This is a genomic window from Castellaniella denitrificans, from assembly GCF_027214045.1.
Taxonomy (GTDB): domain Bacteria; phylum Pseudomonadota; class Gammaproteobacteria; order Burkholderiales; family Burkholderiaceae_B; genus Castellaniella; species Castellaniella denitrificans_A.
In genome coordinates, this window is record NZ_JAPWHE010000005.1 from 24,628 (window position 1) to 39,373 (window position 14,746).

A 14,746-nucleotide genomic window follows, 5' to 3' on the forward strand; every position below is an offset into this window, starting at 1 on the left:
GACGGAGGTGACCGAGACGGAAGCGGCCAAGCGTCCGCGGGTTTCGGCGCGGCATGTCGATCCCGACACCGGGCACGATCCGGGTCAGGATGCCCTGGAGCGACGGGTGGCCGAGCGCACGCGCGAACTGGTCCATGCCAATGCCAGGCTGCGGGAACAGGTGCGCGAAAGCGAACGGGCGGCCCATCTGCAGGCCACGCTGTATCGGGTCGCCGCGCTTGGCCATGAACAGGACAGCAACGAGGCTTTCTACCGCAGCATCCATCAGGCCGTGGGCGAGCTGCTCGATGCCGAAAGCTTCTGCATCGCCCTGGCGTCCGATGATGGCCAGTGGCTGGAATTTCCCTATTACGTGGACAGTTCGGGGGCGGAACTCACGCGCCGGCCCATGGGCCGCGGCATGAGCGAATATGCGATTCGCCGCGCGCGGACCATCCGGCTCGAGGCGGAGGAGATCAGTGCGCTGATCGCCCGGGGCGAGGTGGACGCGGCCACCTACGGGACGCCGGCCGTGTCCTGGCTGGGTGCGCCCCTGATGGGCGCCCGGGGCGTGATGGGCGTCGTCGTCGTGCAAAGCTACCGGCCCGATCTGCATTACACCCCGCAGGACGCCGAGCTGCTGACCTTCGTGTCCTACCAGATCGCCAATACCCTGCAGCGGCGCCAACAGGCCGAGGCCCTCCTGATTCTGAATGCCCGGCTGGAACAGCGGGTCCAGGAACGCACGCGGGAATTGCGTCGCCAGATCATGGTCCGCGAGCGTACGCAAAAGCAGCTCAAGCATCAGGTCATGCACGACTCGCTCACCGGACTGCCCAACCGGCTGTATCTGCGCGAGCGCCTGGAACGCGCGCTCGTCGCGCAAAATCTGGATCCGGCACGCCGGTTCGCCCTGCTGTACCTGGACGTGGACCGCTTCAAGCTGTTCAATGACGGCCTGGGACACGGCGTGGGCGACGATGTCCTGCGCATCGTCTCGGCCCGAATCGCCGAGTGCGTGCGGTCGCCCGACATCGTCGGCCGGCTGTCGGGCGATGAATTCGCCGTCTTCCTCGAGAACTGCCCGCAGCCGGAATCGGCCTGCCTGGTCGCCGAGCGCATTCATGCGCGGATGGCCGAGGTCATCGAGGTGGGCGGCCGCCATCTGCACGTCTCGGTCAGCATCGGCATCGCGATCAGCCAGCCGTCCTACCGGACGGTCGATCAGATCCTGCACGACGCCGATACCGCCCTCTATCGCGCCAAGGCGGCAGGCCGACGGCGTTTCGTGCTGTTCGACGAAACGCTGCACGCCTCGGCCCTGAACGTGCTCGATCTGGAGCAGCAGATGCGGGACGCGCTGGAAAAGGAGCAGTTCGCATCCTATTTCCAGCCCATCGTGCGCCTGGCCGACAGCGGCGTGACCGGCTACGAGATCCTGATCCGCTGGCGGCATCCGCAACGCGGCGTGCTGTTGCCGGACCAGTTCCTGCCGGCCGCCGAGGATTCCGGCCTCATCGAGACGATCGACTGGCACATGTACCGCCTGGCCTGCCAGGCCGCGCCCGCGTTGTTGGGGCGGGACAGGATCCTGAACCTCAATATTTCCCCGTGCCACTTCCACAGCCGTAATTTCCCCCGGCGCCTGCTGGATCTGGCTGCGTGGGCCGGGGTCGCCGCGGATCAGCTCTGTGTCGAAGTGACCGAAAGTTCCCTGCTGTCGGATCCAGAGGCGGCGGCCGAGATCCTCGGCGCCCTGCACGAGGCGGGCGTGCGTATCGCGCTGGACGATTTCGGCACCGGCTATTCCTCGCTCAGCCACGTGCACCGCTTCCCGTTGCGGACGCTGAAGATCGACCGGTCCTTCATCGGGCCGCTGGAATCGGGTCCGCGGCAGCGCAGCACGGCGATCGTGTCGGCGGTGCTCAGCCTGGCCTGTTCCCTGAATCTGGACGTGGTCGCCGAGGGCGTGGAAAACGCAGCCCAGAGGGACGTGTTGTTGTCCATGGGATGCGTCCATGCGCAGGGCTTCCTGTTCGGCAGGCCCGCTCCCCCGGAGTTCTGGATGTCGTCCCCCCAGGCCCGCCCGCCGGACCCGCATCCTGTCCCTACGGGACTTCCCTAGGTGTCATTTGCGGATGCGGACGGCATAATGCAGCCCATGCAGGTGAGGAGACAGCCCTGCTGGGCACTGGCGTCACGCAGAGGACGCTTTCATTTGTGGCAGTACCCATAAAAAACAGAAATCTGGCGGGGCCGACGACACAATCGTCGGCCCCGGTCCATTTGGGCGCTGCCCACGCGGGGATGTCGGCCTCAGTGCCCGCCGGACCCCGAAAACACGTTCAGCACCAGCACTCCGGCCAGGATCAGCCCGATGCCGGCCATCGCGGCGGCGTCCAACGCCTGCCCGAAGACGAAATAGCCGATCAGGGCGATGGCGACGATGCCGGCACCTGACCAGACCGCGTACGCGATGCCGACGGGAATGGTTTTCAGCGCCAGGGCGAGCAGATAGAACGCCAGACCGTAGCCGATGGCGGTGATCGCCGAGGGCAGGGGGCGCGTGAAACCATCCGAAACCTTCAGGGCGGACGTGGCGACGACCTCGGCCAGGATGGCGATGCTCAGGAGGATCCAGCTGGTATTCATCAAGGGTTCCAAAAAAATGACGGCGGGTGGCCGGATCGGGATGGGGGCTGGCCGGATTCAGTCCCGGGGCGCGGGTGGCAGGCGCAGCAGTGCATGCAGGGCGCCTTCTCCGCCCTCGTGCTCGCCGCATTGGACCCAGGCCTGGACGGCTTCCAGGCGACACAGGTGCTGGCGGATCGCAGCCTTCAGGACGGGTTCACCTTGGCGCGAGCCGATGCCCTTGCCGTGGATGACGCGCACGCAGCGGATGTCGTGTTCCAGGCACGAGGCCAGGAAACGGTCCAGGCGCTCGCGGGCCTGGTCCAGGGTGCTGCCGTGCAGGTCCAGGGACGCCAGGGGAATCCATTTGCCGCGCCGCAGACCACGCAGCAGGTCCGGACCGCAGCCCGCCTGCAGAAAGGCATCGGCCTCCGGGTCGAAGGCCGATGCTTTGCGCCGCTGCCGATGGACGGGCGGCGCCGCCCGGGATTCGGCGCCGCCCTGGGCGTGCGCGCGCCGGGCCACCAGCAGGGATTCGGGGTCGCGCCGCGTGCCGCCCGCCCGGGCGCGCGGACCGTGATCCGGCAGGGGCTGCACGAAGCGCATGGCCTGGCGAAACAGGGCGCGGTCGGCCGGATCCAGCGGCGGGGCTTCGGCGGGCGAGTCGGCGTCGATCGCCGGCTCGCCGTCCGGTCGCGACGCCGACTCGCCGCGCCGGCCGCCTTGCGGTCGCGTGACCGAATGCGGGTCGCCGCGCCTTTGGCCCGGGGTGCGGCGGGCGGCCGCCGGCGGTTCGGGCGGGGCGGCCTCGGCGCGCAGGCGGCGCAGGTCGGCGAGGGACGACTTGGATGCCTTCAATTCAGAGGCCTTCGCTCTCCAGCCAGCGCTGGGCGTCCAGGGCGGCCATGCAGCCGGTGCCGGCGCTGGTGATGGCCTGGCGGTAGACGTGATCCTGCACATCGCCGGCGGCGAAGGCACCGGGCACCGAGGTCATGGTCGCCAGGCCTTGCAGGCCGCTGCGGGTGGAGATGTAGCCGTTCTCCATGGCGATCTGGCCTTCGAAAATCGCCGTGTTGGGCTTGTGGCCGATGGCAATGAAGGCCCCGGTGACGGCCAGTTCCTCGGTGTCGCCGCTGCGGTTGTCGCGCAGGCGCACGCCGGTGACGCCGGAATCGTCGCCCAGGACCTCGTCCAGTTCGCGGAACAACGCCAGGCGCATATTGCCGTTTTCGACCTTGTCCATCAGCTTGTCCACCAGGATGGGCTCGGCGCGGAACTTGTCGCGGCGGTGCACCAGGGTGACCGTGCGGCAGATGTTGGACAGATACAGGGCTTCTTCGACGGCGGTGTTGCCGCCGCCGACCACGACCACGTCCTGGTTCTTGTAGAAAAAGCCGTCGCAGGTGGCGCAGGCCGACACGCCGCGCCCCATGAAGGATTGTTCGGACGGCAGGCCCAGGTACTGGGCCGAGGCGCCCGTGGCGATGATCAGGGCATCGCAGGTGTAGGTGGCGCCCGTGTCGCCGGTCAGCGCGAAGGGGCGCCGCGACAGGTCCACGCTGGCGATGTGATCGAACACCATTTCGGTATTGAAGCGCTGGGCGTGCTCCATGAAGCGCTGCATCAGGTCCGGTCCCTGGACGCCGGCGACGTCGGCCGGCCAGTTGTCGACCTCGGTCGTGGTCATCAACTGGCCGCCCTGTTCCAGGCCGGTGATCAGGACCGGCGCCAGGTTGGCGCGCGCGGCGTAGACCGCGGCCGTGTAGCCCGCGGGTCCGGACCCCAGGATCATGAGTTTGGCGTGTTTTGCGCTGGACATCGCTGAAAATCCGTTCGATATTGACCCCGCAATTATAATGATGCGATGGCAAGAATTCCGGCGACCCCCACACGCTCCTCCCGCAACGTGCGCAACGGCCCCTCGCCCCTGCAGACACGCCTCTCGGGCCTGTTCCGCGAGGCCCGCTGGGTGCTGCTGGCGGCCCTGGCCTGCTGGCTGATCCTGGTGCTGGCCACCTGGAACCGCGCCGATCCGGGCTGGTCCCATTCCGTTCACGGCGGCATGGTCCGCAACTGGGGTGGCACGTTCGGCGCCTACGTCGCCGACCTGCTCCTGTTTCTTTTCGGCGCGTCGGCCTGGCTGTGGGTGCTGTTGTTGCTGCGACGGGTGGCGGCGGGGTTCTACCGCCTGTCCCGGGCCGTACTGCCCAGCCGGGTTCCTGAACTGCTGCCCAGGGTGCGTTGGGAAGTCGGCATCGGCTATACCTTGCTGTTCCTGGGCTGCATGGGCGTCGAGGCCCTGCGGCTGAGGCTCTGGGGCGCCGCACTGCCCGCCGGCGCGGGTGGACAGCTGGGCCAGTTGCTGGCGGGCGGCCTGGCCCACCTGATGGGCGGCGCGGGCAGCACGCTGTTGCTGCTGGCCTTCATTGTCATGGGCTCCAGCCTGTTCTTCGGTTTCTCCTGGCTGAACGTCTCCGAACGTGTCGGCTACGCCATCGAACTGGCCTGGCGCCGTCTGCGTGACCTGAAAAACGCCTGGCAGGACCGCCGCGCGGGTGTCACGGCCCAGGCCGAACGCCAGGAAATCGTCGAGACCCGCCAGACGCAGCTGGTCCACGAGCAGCCCGTGCGCATCGAGCCCACCGTCACCACGGTGCCGAAATCTCCACGCGTCCAGCAGGAAAAGCAGCAGGCCCTGTTCACCGCGCGCGACGATCCGGCCATGGCAGGCAGCCTGCCGGCCCTGTCGCTGCTGGACCCGGTGGAGCCGTCCCAGGAAACCGTTTCGCCGGAAACCATCGAATACACCTCGCGCCTGATCGAAAAAAAGCTGTCCGACTTCGGCGTCAGCGTGACCGTCGTCGCCGCCCAGGCCGGGCCGGTCATCACGCGCTACGAGATCGAACCGGCCACCGGCGTCAAGGGCAGCCAGATCGTCAACCTGGCCAAGGACCTCGCCCGCGCGCTCAGCCTGGTGCGCATCCGGGTGGTGGAGACCATCCCGGGCAAGAACCTGATGGGGCTGGAACTGCCCAATCCCCGCCGCCAGACGGTGCGCCTGTCTGAAATCCTCGGCTCCCAGGTCTATCACACCAGCGCGTCCATGCTGACGATGGCACTGGGCAAGGACATTGCCGGCAATCCGGTCGTGGCCGATCTGGCGAAGATGCCCCACCTGCTGGTGGCCGGCACCACCGGCTCGGGCAAGTCGGTCGGGATCAACGCCATGATTCTGTCGCTGCTCTACAAAGCCGACGCGACCCAGGTGCGCCTCATCCTGATCGATCCGAAAATGCTGGAAATGTCCGTCTACGAGGGCATTCCCCATCTGCTGGCGCCCGTGGTCACCGACATGCGCCATGCGGCCAACGCCCTGAACTGGTGCGTGGCCGAAATGGAAAAACGCTACAAGCTCATGAGCAAGCTCGGCGTGCGCAACCTGGCCGGCTACAACGCCAAGATCCGGGAGGCCCAGAAGCGCGAGGAGCCGATTCCCAACCCCTTCTCGCTGACGCCCGACGCGCCGGAACCCCTGGGCACGCTGCCCATGATCGTGGTGGTGATCGACGAACTGGCCGACCTGATGATGGTGGTGGGCAAAAAAGTCGAGGAACTCATCGCCCGGCTGGCCCAGAAGGCCCGTGCCGCGGGCATCCACCTGATCCTGGCCACCCAGCGTCCCAGCGTGGACGTCATCACCGGCCTCATCAAGGCCAACATTCCCACACGCATCGCCTTCCAGGTCTCGTCCAAGGTCGATTCCCGCACCATCCTCGACCAGATGGGCGCCGAGACCCTGCTGGGGCAGGGTGACATGCTCTATCAGCCGCCGGGCACCAGTGTGCCCACGCGGGTCCACGGCGCCTTCGTGCATGACGACGAGGTCCACCGCGTGGTCGAGGCCCTCAAGGCCGAAGGCGAGCCCGATTACGTCGAAGGCCTCCTGGAAGGCGCCGGCGACGGCGAAACCGGCGACGGCGTCAGTGCCGTCACGGGATTTTCCGATGCCGAAAGCGATCCCCTCTACGATCAGGCCGTCGAGGTCGTGATGCGCAGCCGCCGGGCCTCGATCTCCTTCGTGCAACGCAATCTGCGCATCGGCTACAACCGCTCGGCGCGCATCCTGGAACAGATGGAACGCGCCGGCCTGGTGTCCCCCCAGCAGCCCAACGGCAACCGCGACATCCTGGTGCCGGCCAAATCCGGCGAGGACGAGTGACCCCCATGAACATCCAGTTCCCGAATCGCCGCCGCGTCCTGTCTGCGACCGCCTTGTTGTGCGGCCTGGCGGGCCTTCCTGGACTGACCCTCGCCGCCGACCCGGCCCGGACGCAACTGCGGTCCTTCGTCGAAAAGGTCAAATCCGCCACCGGCCAGTTCAGCCAGGAGCGGACCGACGCCCAGGGGACCGCCCAGAAGCCGCAAAGCGGCGCCTTCGCTTTCGAACGGCCCGGGAAATTCCGCTGGGAAGTCCGCGCGCCCTACGCGCAACTGATCGTATCCGACGGCCAGCATGTCTATCAGTACGACCCGGATCTGGAGCAGGTCACCGAGCGCCGTGCCAATCAGGCCGTCGGCGCCTCGCCGGCCGCGCTGCTGTTCGGCTCGGGTTCGCTGGACGACGCCTTCGACCTCCAGCCCCGGCCCGATCGCGACGGGCTGCAATGGCTGCGCGCCGTGCCCAGGACGCCGGATGCGGGTTTCGTCCATGCGGACATCGGCTTTTCCGACGGCCTGCCACGGCGACTGGAGTTGCTGGATGCCTTTGGCCAGGTCTCGCGCATCGTCTTGACCGGATTGAAGGCCAATCCCGGCATTCCCGCCGGGCAGTTCCAGTTCACGGTGCCCAAGGGTGCCGATCTCGTGAAGATGGACTAGGCCGGCCATGGCGAATCAGGGCGACCTGCTGGGCGACGACCCCGGCTTCACGGACGCGACGGCGCGAACCCGGAGTACGCGGGGCGGACAGGGCCCGATCGCGGATCATGCCGTCGGCGCCCCGTTGGCCGAGATGCTGCGCCCGCGCAGCCTGGACGAAGTCATCGGGCAGGCGCACCTGCTGGGCGAGGGCAAGCCTCTGCGGCTGGCCTTCCAGTCGGGCAAGCCGCACTCCATGATCTTCTGGGGGCCTCCCGGGGTGGGCAAGACCACCCTGGCGCGGCTGACCGCCACGGCGTTCGACTGCGCCTTCATCGCCCTGTCCGCCGTGTTTTCCGGCGTCAAGGACATCCGTGCCGCCATGGCACAGGCCGAACAGAACCAGGCCGGCGGCCGGTCCACTATCCTGTTCGTGGACGAAATCCATCGTTTCAACAAATCCCAGCAGGACGCCTTGCTGCCCTTTGTCGAAAGCGGTCTGGTGACCTTCATCGGCGCGACGACGGAAAATCCCTCGTTCGAGGTCAACTCCGCCTTGTTGTCGCGCGCCCAGGTCTATGTGCTGAAGCCGCTGGACGAGGACGAATTGCGCCAGCTGGCGCGGCGCGCGCAGTCGCGGGCCATGGAGGGTCTGACGTTCGACGACCTGGCCATTGATACCCTGGTGGGCTATGCCGATGGCGATGCCCGGCGCCTGCTGAACCTGCTGGAACAGTGCCAGACCGCGGCGGGCGCCAGCGGCGTCGCGCGGATCGACGCCGGCTTCATCGAAAACGCCCTGACCCTGAACAGCCGCCGTTTCGACAAGGGCGGGGACAACTTCTACGACCAGATCTCGGCCTTGCACAAATCGGTGCGCGGTTCGCACCCGGACGCCGCGCTGTACTGGCTCACGCGCATGCTGGACGGCGGCGCCGATCCGCGGTACCTAGCACGGCGCATCGTGCGCATGGCCTGGGAAGACATCGGGCTGGCCGACCCGCGCGCCCTGCAGATCGCCAACGACGCGGCCGCCACCTACGAGCGCCTGGGCTCGCCGGAAGGCGAACTGGCCCTGGGCCAGGCCGTCATCTACCTGGCGGTCGCCGCCAAGAGCAACGCAGGCTACATGGCCTACAACCAGGCACGCGCCTTCGTGAAGCAGGATCGCAGCCGCGAGGTGCCGGTGCATCTGCGCAACGCGCCCACGAAGCTCATGAAGGAGCTCGGTTACGGCCATGCGTACCGATATGCCCACGACGAGCCCAATGCCTACGCGGCGGGGGAAACCTATCTGCCCGACGGCATGGCCGAGCCAGGCTGGTATCGGCCGGTGGCCCGGGGGCTCGAACTGAAGATCAGCGAAAAGCTGGCGCAGTTGCGGGCGTGGGACGAAGAGGCCGAAACCGACCGCTGAGCGTCAGCCCGACCGCTTTCTCATGGGCGCGTCGACTCGTTGGATACGACCACCCGATTCCGGCCGGCGGCTTTCGCCCTGTAGAGCGCTTCGTCCGCGCGCTTCAGCGCGTCGTCCGGATTGCGATCCGACGTCTGCACGATGCATGCGCCGATGCTGATGGTCACTGTGCCCACGGGTTCCAGGCCGGTCGATTCGACGATCGATCTGAGTTTCTCGGCAACGGACTCGGCCTGGATCTGGTCGGTCGCCAGCAACAGCGCCATGAATTCCTCGCCGCCGACGCGTCCGAAGAAATCCGTTCCCCGGATGGCGTCGCGAATGATCGAGGCGACACTGCGCAGGATGTCGTCGCCTGTGGCATGGCCATAGGTGTCATTGATCCGCTTGAAGTGGTCGATGTCCATCATCAGGACGGCATAGGGGGGATGGCCGCGCTTGAATCTGGCGAATTCCCGCAGCAGCGCTTCGTTGGCCGCCATGCGATTGGGCGTTCCCGTGAGCGCGTCCGTCCGTGCCAGCGATTCCAGCTCGCGGTTCAGGCGATGCAGTTCCTCGGTCCGGTGGGCAACCTTGATTTCAAGCCGCTGGTTGCTGGTTTCCAGCGCGTGCTTTTGTTCGAGCAGCGTGTTCGACATGCCTTCCAGCGCTTTCGAAAGCTCCTGCAATTCGCGGCTGCTGGCCGGCGGGGCGGAGAACCGCGCATGCTCGTCGCCTTGCCGGATGCGGCGGGCGCTGTCGGTCAACCGCTCGATCGGTCTGCTGATGAGGGAAGCCGCCTGCCATGCCAGCAGGATGAACACGACGACGCCCAGGATGGAAATCAGCAGGATCGCCCGCTGCAGGCGAGCGACGTTCGCGAGCAGAATGGATTCCGGCTGGCGCACGACCACCCGCCAGTTCAGGGTGGAAAGCGCGGTCGGCTCGGCCACCGCCGAGGCCGTGATCAGAAAACGCCCGTCCCGGCCCCAGGCCAGGAAATTCTTTCCATGCCGGGACAACAGATCCTCGTTCACGGTGGTCGACTGGGGCGCCGCGCCCTGTTCCGGGTAGATGATCCGGTCCTGGTCATTGACGATGAACAGCTGGATGCCTGTCTGGTCCGCGTCCCGGGGCGTGGCGGCCTTGAGGGCCGTGCCCGCCCATCGCCAGTGCGCGTGCGCGGCAAGCACGCCGCGCAACTGTCCATCCTCCGAAATCACGGGCGAGGCGAAATCGATGAAGCGTGCAGGTTGTCCCGGTTCCGTTTGCGGGAGCAGTTTGGTCAGGAGAAGCGCTTCGTGCACATCGCCCACGAACACATTGAAGCGGCCTTTCTGGAACCAGGGGCGCGCCGCGGCCGACTGGCCGACCAGATGGTTCGATGTGGCCGAGCGCACGATGCCTTCCGGGTCGGTCAGTCCGATCCAGGAGTAATGCGGATACGATTTCTTGAGCCGCTCCAGGGCGATGTGCACGGCCTTGCCGTCCAGGGGCGCGGTTCTGAATGTGTCGGACTGAGCAAGCAGCTCGATTTCCCGCCGCCGCTGCACCAGGTTCTCCGCAATCACGGTGGCCGCGGCGTCGGCCATGTTCTGCAGAATGGCGCGTTGTTCATCCAGGATCTGTTCTTTTTGGATGTGGCTGATGACCAGGTAGGTCGGCGCGCTCACCAGAATGGACAGCACGCCGAACAGAAGGGCCATTCGGGCGCGGAAGGAACCGGGAATGATTTTTATGGCGTTCAGTCGATCCAAACTGTCTCTTCCTTTTGATCAATCGTTCAAAGTCACCCGAACAGCTTGTTCGCCACCTCGGCGGCGTGCCTGCCCTGGAAACGCGCGCCGTCCAGTTCGTTCGCGGAAGGCTTGCGCGAGCCGTCGCCTCCGGCGATGGTGGAGGCCCCATAGGGTGCCCCGCCGGTGACCTCGTCCAGGCGCATCTGGCCCTGGAAGCTATAGGGCAGGCCCACGACGACAAAACCGAAGTGCAGCATGTTGGCGATGATGGAAAACAGCGTCATTTCCTGGCCGCCGTGCTGGGTGGCCGTGCTGGTGAAAGCCGCACCCACCTTGCCGTTGAGCTGGCCGCCGGCCCACAGGCCGCCCGCCTGGTCCAGGAAGTTCGCCATTTGCGAGCACATGCGCCCGAACCGGGTGCCGCAGCCGATCAGGATGGCGTCGTAGTCGGCCAGATCCTTGACCTGGGCGATGGGCGCGGCCTGATCGAGCTTGTAGCCGGACTTGCGGGCGATGTCCTCGGGGACCAGTTCCGGCACACGCTTGATGTCGACGGAGGCACCCGTCGATCGGGCGCCCTCGGCGACGGCCTGGGCCATGGTTTCGATGTGACCGTAGGTCGAATGATAGAGCACCAGTACTTTGGACATGAAGAGACTCCTTTTCTGAGGGATGCCCGTCATCCGGGCCGACGCGCGGCGGGGCCGCGACAGGGCGGGTGCGGGATTGAATACAATAGCTCCTTTCACGAATCCACGTCACCTCGCCATGCTCGACACCAATCTGCTGCGCAAGGATCTGGACCGCGTCGTACGGGCTCTCGCCCGGCGCGGACTGGCCTTCGATACCGACCGCTACCACGCCCTGGAAGCCCGCCGCAAGGCCGTGCAGGTCCGCACCGAGGAACTGCAGGCGCGGCGCAATGCGCTGGCCAAGCAGATCGGCCAGTTGAAGTCGCGCGGCGAGGACGCTTCGGCCGTGCTGGCCGAATCCCAGGCCATTCCCGACCAGCTCAAGGCCCTGGAGCAGGATCTGGGTGCCGTGCAGCAGGAACTGTCCGCCTGGTTGATGACCATTCCCAACCTGCCCGACGACAGTGTGCCGGATGGCGCGTCCGAGGCCGACAACGTCGAGGTCCGCCGCTGGCTGCCGGGCGCGGCCCGCGCCGACGGCAACCCCGCCGACCTGGGTTTCGAACCCCGCGACCACGTCGCCCTGGCCGAACCTTTCGGCCTGGATTTCGAGGCCGCACGGTCCCTGGTCGGCGCCCGCTTCATGATGCTGCGTGGCCCTATCGCCCGTCTGCATCGCGCGCTGGCGCAGTTCATGCTGGACCTGCAGACCGGCGAGCACGGCTACCAGGAATGCTATACCCCCTACATCGTCAATGGTTCCACGCTGTACGGCACCGGCCAGCTGCCCAAATTCAAGGACGACATGTTCTGGGTGACCAAGGGCGGCCAGGGCGCCACGCCGGACGAAGATGGCCCGGCCGAGGACCTGTACCTGATCTCCACCGCCGAGATCCCGCTGACCGGCACGGTGCGTGACCGCATTCTGGACGCACGCGATTTGCCGGTCCGGCTGACCGCGCACACGCCGTGCTTCCGGTCGGAGGCCGGCAGTGGCGGGCGCGACCTGCGCGGCCTGATCCGCCAGCATCAGTTCGACAAGGTCGAGATGGTGCAGATCGTGCATCCGGATCAATCCTGGCAGGCGCTGGACGAAATGGTCGGCCATGCGGAACACGTGCTGCGGGCGCTGGGGCTCCCGTATCGCGTGGTGCTGCTGTGCGCGGGCGACATGGGCTTTGGCTCGGCCAAGACCTACGACCTGGAGGTCTGGCTGCCGGCGCAGAATACCTGGCGGGAAATCTCGTCGGTGTCGAACTGCCTGGACTTCCAGGCGCGACGCCTGCAGGGGCGTTTCCGCCCCGAAGGCCCCAAGGCCAAGCCGGAGTACCTGCATACCCTGAACGGATCCGGGCTGGCCGTGGGCCGCGCCCTGGTGGCCGTGCTGGAAAACTACCAGCAGGCCGATGGCGGCATCGTGATCCCGACCGCCCTGCGTCCCTACATGGGCGGGCTGGAGGCCATCCGGGCCTGATCGGACCATACCGTCAGGTCTTGCGGGCCTTCGGGCCGCGGTAATGCGGCATACCGGGCGCGTCCTGGGGCGCTGCATCGGGGTTGGCCGCTTTCCGGTCGGCGCCGATGCGCGTGATCAGGACCAGGCAGCCCACCCAGAACAGCAGGTTCAGGACCGTGGCCAGCAGGCTGTGGAAGCTGGCGTAGCCGGTCGCGACCGAGGCCTGGATGTGGAAAGTGTCGGCGATGGGCGGGATGTTGCCCAGGCCTTCGACCATCAGGCGGCCGGGCAGGGAAAAGGCCCATTTCAGGGCTTCGATGACCTCCCATCCGGCGAACGAACCGTTGCCGTCGATGTCGAGCACGAAATGCAGGGCTTGGATGTTCATGGCGGACCTCCGACTGCGTTTATGCCTGAGTTCACTATAGGCCAGAAGGCGGGGGCGGGCAATGGATCAGCGGGGAGTGGCGGTTTGCGGGCGTCCCCGCCGATCTCTGCGATTCATGCTATGATGCGCGACTCGACTTGCAATGCGTCGTATCCGGAGAGGTGGCAGAGTGGTCGAATGTACCTGACTCGAAATCAGGCGTACGGTAACCCCGTACCGTGGGTTCGAATCCCACCCTCTCCGCCAGAATCAAAGAGAAAAGGCCCTTGGATCCAAGGGCCTTTTCTCTTTTCGGTCGATGCCTCCTCAAGCCGCCGCCAGCATGCCCCCTGCGCGCTGACGCTTGATCATCAGTGCGATCACGGCGGCGGCGATGCCGGTGGCGCCCGAAAGCACGAAGGCCGTCAGGTAGCTGCCTGACACCTCGCGCACGAAACCGCCCATCCAGGCCGCCGTGGCGGCGCCGATCTGGTGGCCGGCGACGATCCAGCCGAACACCACCGGGGCGTCGCGGTCGCCGAAGATGTCGGTGGCCAGGCGCAGCGTGGGCGGCACGGTGGCGATCCAGTCCAGGCCGTAGAACACGGCGAAGATAGACAGACTGTAGAGCGAGAAATCGGTGTAGGGCAGCACCATCAGCGACACGCCGCGCAGGCCGTAATACACGAACAGCAGCTTGCGCGGGTCGTAGCGGTCGGTGAGCCAGCCCGAGGCCGTCGTGCCGACCAGGTCGAACACCCCCATCAGCGCCAGCAGGCCCGCCGCCTGGACTGCGGCGATGCCGTGGTCGCCGCACATCGCGATCAGGTGCGTGCCGACGAGGCCGTTGGTGGTGAAGCCGCACACCCAGAAGGTGGCGAACAGGAACCAGAAGGCGCGGGTGCGGCTGGCACGCCCGAGCGCGCCGAAGGTGGCGGCGATCAGGCCTGTGCGCGGCGCGGGCGGCGCGGGCGGGTCGGCCGGGTTGCTGCCGTAGGGCAGCAGGCCCACACTGGCGGGGCTGTCGGGCACCAGCCGCCAGACCAGCGGCACTATCGCCACCATGGCGATGGCCACGGTCCAGACGGCGCGCGTCCAGTCGCCGGACGAGGCCAGCCCGGCCAGCAGGGGCAGGAAAATCAGGTTGCCGGTGGCGGTGCTGGCGGTGAGGATCCCCATGGCCAGGCCGCGATGCTTGAAAAACCAGCGATTGGCGATCGTGGCGCCCAGCACCGTGGCCACGGCGCCCGAGCCGATCCCCGAGAACACGCCCCACAAGGCGATGAGATGCCAGGTCTGGGTCATGTAGGCGCTGGCGGCTGAGGACGCCGCCATGACGGCCAGCGCCGTGAGCAGCACGCGGCGCAGGCCGAAATGATCCATGGCGGCGGCGGCGAAGGGACCCACCATGCCGTAGAAAAAGATGCCGATGGCGGCCGCCAGCGAAATGGTGGACCGGCTCCAGCCGAAGGCCAGTTGCAGGGGATCCAGCAGCACGCTGGGTGTGGCGCGCAGCCCGGCCGAAAACAGCAGGCAGAAGAAAATGACGCCGACCACCACGAAGGCGTAGCGTTGACCCAGGCGGGATGGGAGGGTGCGTGCGGAACGGTCGGAGGGCGGCATGGAATGTGACTGGTCGGTACCTGCGGAACGGCATATAATACGTACCGATCAGTAACATCGTCAAGC

Annotated in this window: 12 protein-coding genes and 1 tRNA gene; 6 read left to right on the forward strand and 7 right to left on the reverse strand. The window is 66.9% G+C overall.

Annotated elements, in window-relative coordinates; translation table 11 throughout:
* Positions 1 to 7: 7 nt before the first annotated feature.
* Positions 8 to 2,104, forward strand: a complete 2,097-nt coding sequence (locus O4H32_RS08495) for a putative bifunctional diguanylate cyclase/phosphodiesterase (RefSeq protein ID WP_269358236.1) — start codon at positions 8 to 10, stop codon at positions 2,102 to 2,104.
* Between the two features lie 191 nt (positions 2,105 to 2,295).
* Here O4H32_RS08495 and O4H32_RS08500 read toward each other — a convergent pair whose 3' ends face one another.
* From O4H32_RS08500 to trxB, 3 genes are read right to left on the reverse strand one after another with little or no spacing between them, the layout of a single operon-like run.
* Positions 2,296 to 2,631: a DMT family transporter gene (locus tag O4H32_RS08500; RefSeq protein ID WP_269358238.1), complete on the reverse strand. Its 336-nt coding sequence runs from the start codon at positions 2,629 to 2,631 to the stop codon at positions 2,296 to 2,298.
* 57 nt (positions 2,632 to 2,688) lie between these two features.
* A complete protein-coding gene (locus O4H32_RS08505) occupies positions 2,689 to 3,468 on the reverse strand; it encodes a Smr/MutS family protein (RefSeq protein WP_269358239.1) in 780 nt (259 codons plus the stop codon).
* Position 3,469: 1 nt separating this feature from the next.
* On the reverse strand, positions 3,470 to 4,429 hold the full coding sequence (gene trxB, locus O4H32_RS08510; protein ID WP_269358241.1) for a thioredoxin-disulfide reductase: 960 nt from the start codon (positions 4,427 to 4,429) through the stop codon (positions 3,470 to 3,472).
* Positions 4,430 to 4,474: 45 nt separating this feature from the next.
* Here trxB and O4H32_RS08515 point away from each other — a divergent pair, with 45 nt between their 5' ends.
* From O4H32_RS08515 to O4H32_RS08525, 3 genes are all read left to right on the forward strand, one after another.
* The gene (locus O4H32_RS08515; RefSeq protein WP_269358242.1) at positions 4,475 to 6,829 is read left to right on the forward strand and encodes a DNA translocase FtsK; all 2,355 of its coding nucleotides are present in this window, start codon (positions 4,475 to 4,477) and stop codon (positions 6,827 to 6,829) included.
* A gap of 5 nt (positions 6,830 to 6,834) precedes the next feature.
* Entirely contained in the window at positions 6,835 to 7,488 is a 654-nt protein-coding gene (lolA, locus tag O4H32_RS08520) for an outer membrane lipoprotein periplasmic chaperone LolA (RefSeq protein ID WP_269358243.1), read from the forward strand.
* A 133-nt stretch (positions 7,489 to 7,621) separates the two neighbouring features.
* A complete protein-coding gene (locus O4H32_RS08525) occupies positions 7,622 to 8,884 on the forward strand; it encodes a replication-associated recombination protein A (protein ID WP_269358573.1) in 1,263 nt (420 codons plus the stop codon).
* 20 nt (positions 8,885 to 8,904) lie between these two features.
* Here O4H32_RS08525 and O4H32_RS08530 read toward each other — a convergent pair whose 3' ends face one another.
* Together O4H32_RS08530 and wrbA are read right to left on the reverse strand one after the other, a co-directional pair.
* The gene (locus O4H32_RS08530; RefSeq protein WP_269358245.1) at positions 8,905 to 10,569 is read right to left on the reverse strand and encodes a sensor domain-containing diguanylate cyclase; all 1,665 of its coding nucleotides are present in this window, start codon (positions 10,567 to 10,569) and stop codon (positions 8,905 to 8,907) included.
* 83 nt (positions 10,570 to 10,652) lie between these two features.
* Positions 10,653 to 11,252 carry an NAD(P)H:quinone oxidoreductase gene (gene wrbA / locus O4H32_RS08535; RefSeq protein ID WP_269358247.1) on the reverse strand — a complete coding sequence of 200 codons (600 nt, stop codon included), beginning with the start codon at positions 11,250 to 11,252 and terminating at the stop codon, positions 10,653 to 10,655.
* Positions 11,253 to 11,370: 118 nt separating this feature from the next.
* On the opposite strand from wrbA, the gene serS reads away from it, so the two are divergent.
* The gene (gene serS, locus O4H32_RS08540; protein WP_269358249.1) at positions 11,371 to 12,708 is read left to right on the forward strand and encodes a serine--tRNA ligase; all 1,338 of its coding nucleotides are present in this window, start codon (positions 11,371 to 11,373) and stop codon (positions 12,706 to 12,708) included.
* A 13-nt stretch (positions 12,709 to 12,721) separates the two neighbouring features.
* Here the strand turns inward: serS and O4H32_RS08545 are convergent, their stop codons facing one another.
* Positions 12,722 to 13,078, reverse strand: coding sequence for a hypothetical protein (locus O4H32_RS08545; RefSeq protein ID WP_269358251.1), 357 nt, complete (start codon positions 13,076 to 13,078; stop codon positions 12,722 to 12,724).
* Between the two features lie 155 nt (positions 13,079 to 13,233).
* Here O4H32_RS08545 and O4H32_RS08550 point away from each other — a divergent pair.
* A tRNA-Ser gene (locus O4H32_RS08550) sits at positions 13,234 to 13,324 on the forward strand.
* A gap of 60 nt (positions 13,325 to 13,384) precedes the next feature.
* Here the strand turns inward: O4H32_RS08550 and O4H32_RS08555 are convergent.
* Positions 13,385 to 14,680, reverse strand: coding sequence for an MFS transporter (locus O4H32_RS08555; RefSeq protein ID WP_269358252.1), 1,296 nt, complete (start codon positions 14,678 to 14,680; stop codon positions 13,385 to 13,387).
* Positions 14,681 to 14,746: the final 66 nt, after the last annotated feature.

Excerpts from the sequence above, each read along its gene's own strand:
- lolA (WP_269358243.1), top strand. The coding sequence starts at position 6,835 with ATGAACATCCAGTTCCCGAATCGCCGCCGCGTCCTGTCTGCGACCGCC.
- O4H32_RS08555 (WP_269358252.1), bottom strand. The coding sequence starts at position 14,680 with ATGCCGCCCTCCGACCGTTCCGCACGCACCCTCCCATCCCGCCTGGGT.
- O4H32_RS08545 (WP_269358251.1), bottom strand. The coding sequence starts at position 13,078 with ATGAACATCCAAGCCCTGCATTTCGTGCTCGACATCGACGGCAACGGT.
- trxB (WP_269358241.1), bottom strand. The coding sequence starts at position 4,429 with ATGTCCAGCGCAAAACACGCCAAACTCATGATCCTGGGGTCCGGACCC.
- serS (WP_269358249.1), top strand. The coding sequence starts at position 11,371 with ATGCTCGACACCAATCTGCTGCGCAAGGATCTGGACCGCGTCGTACGG.
- O4H32_RS08500 (WP_269358238.1), bottom strand. The coding sequence starts at position 2,631 with ATGAATACCAGCTGGATCCTCCTGAGCATCGCCATCCTGGCCGAGGTC.
- O4H32_RS08530 (WP_269358245.1), bottom strand. The coding sequence starts at position 10,569 with ATGGCCCTTCTGTTCGGCGTGCTGTCCATTCTGGTGAGCGCGCCGACC.
- wrbA (WP_269358247.1), bottom strand. The coding sequence starts at position 11,252 with ATGTCCAAAGTACTGGTGCTCTATCATTCGACCTACGGTCACATCGAA.
- O4H32_RS08515 (WP_269358242.1), top strand. The coding sequence starts at position 4,475 with ATGGCAAGAATTCCGGCGACCCCCACACGCTCCTCCCGCAACGTGCGC.
- O4H32_RS08525 (WP_269358573.1), top strand. The coding sequence starts at position 7,622 with ATGCTGCGCCCGCGCAGCCTGGACGAAGTCATCGGGCAGGCGCACCTG.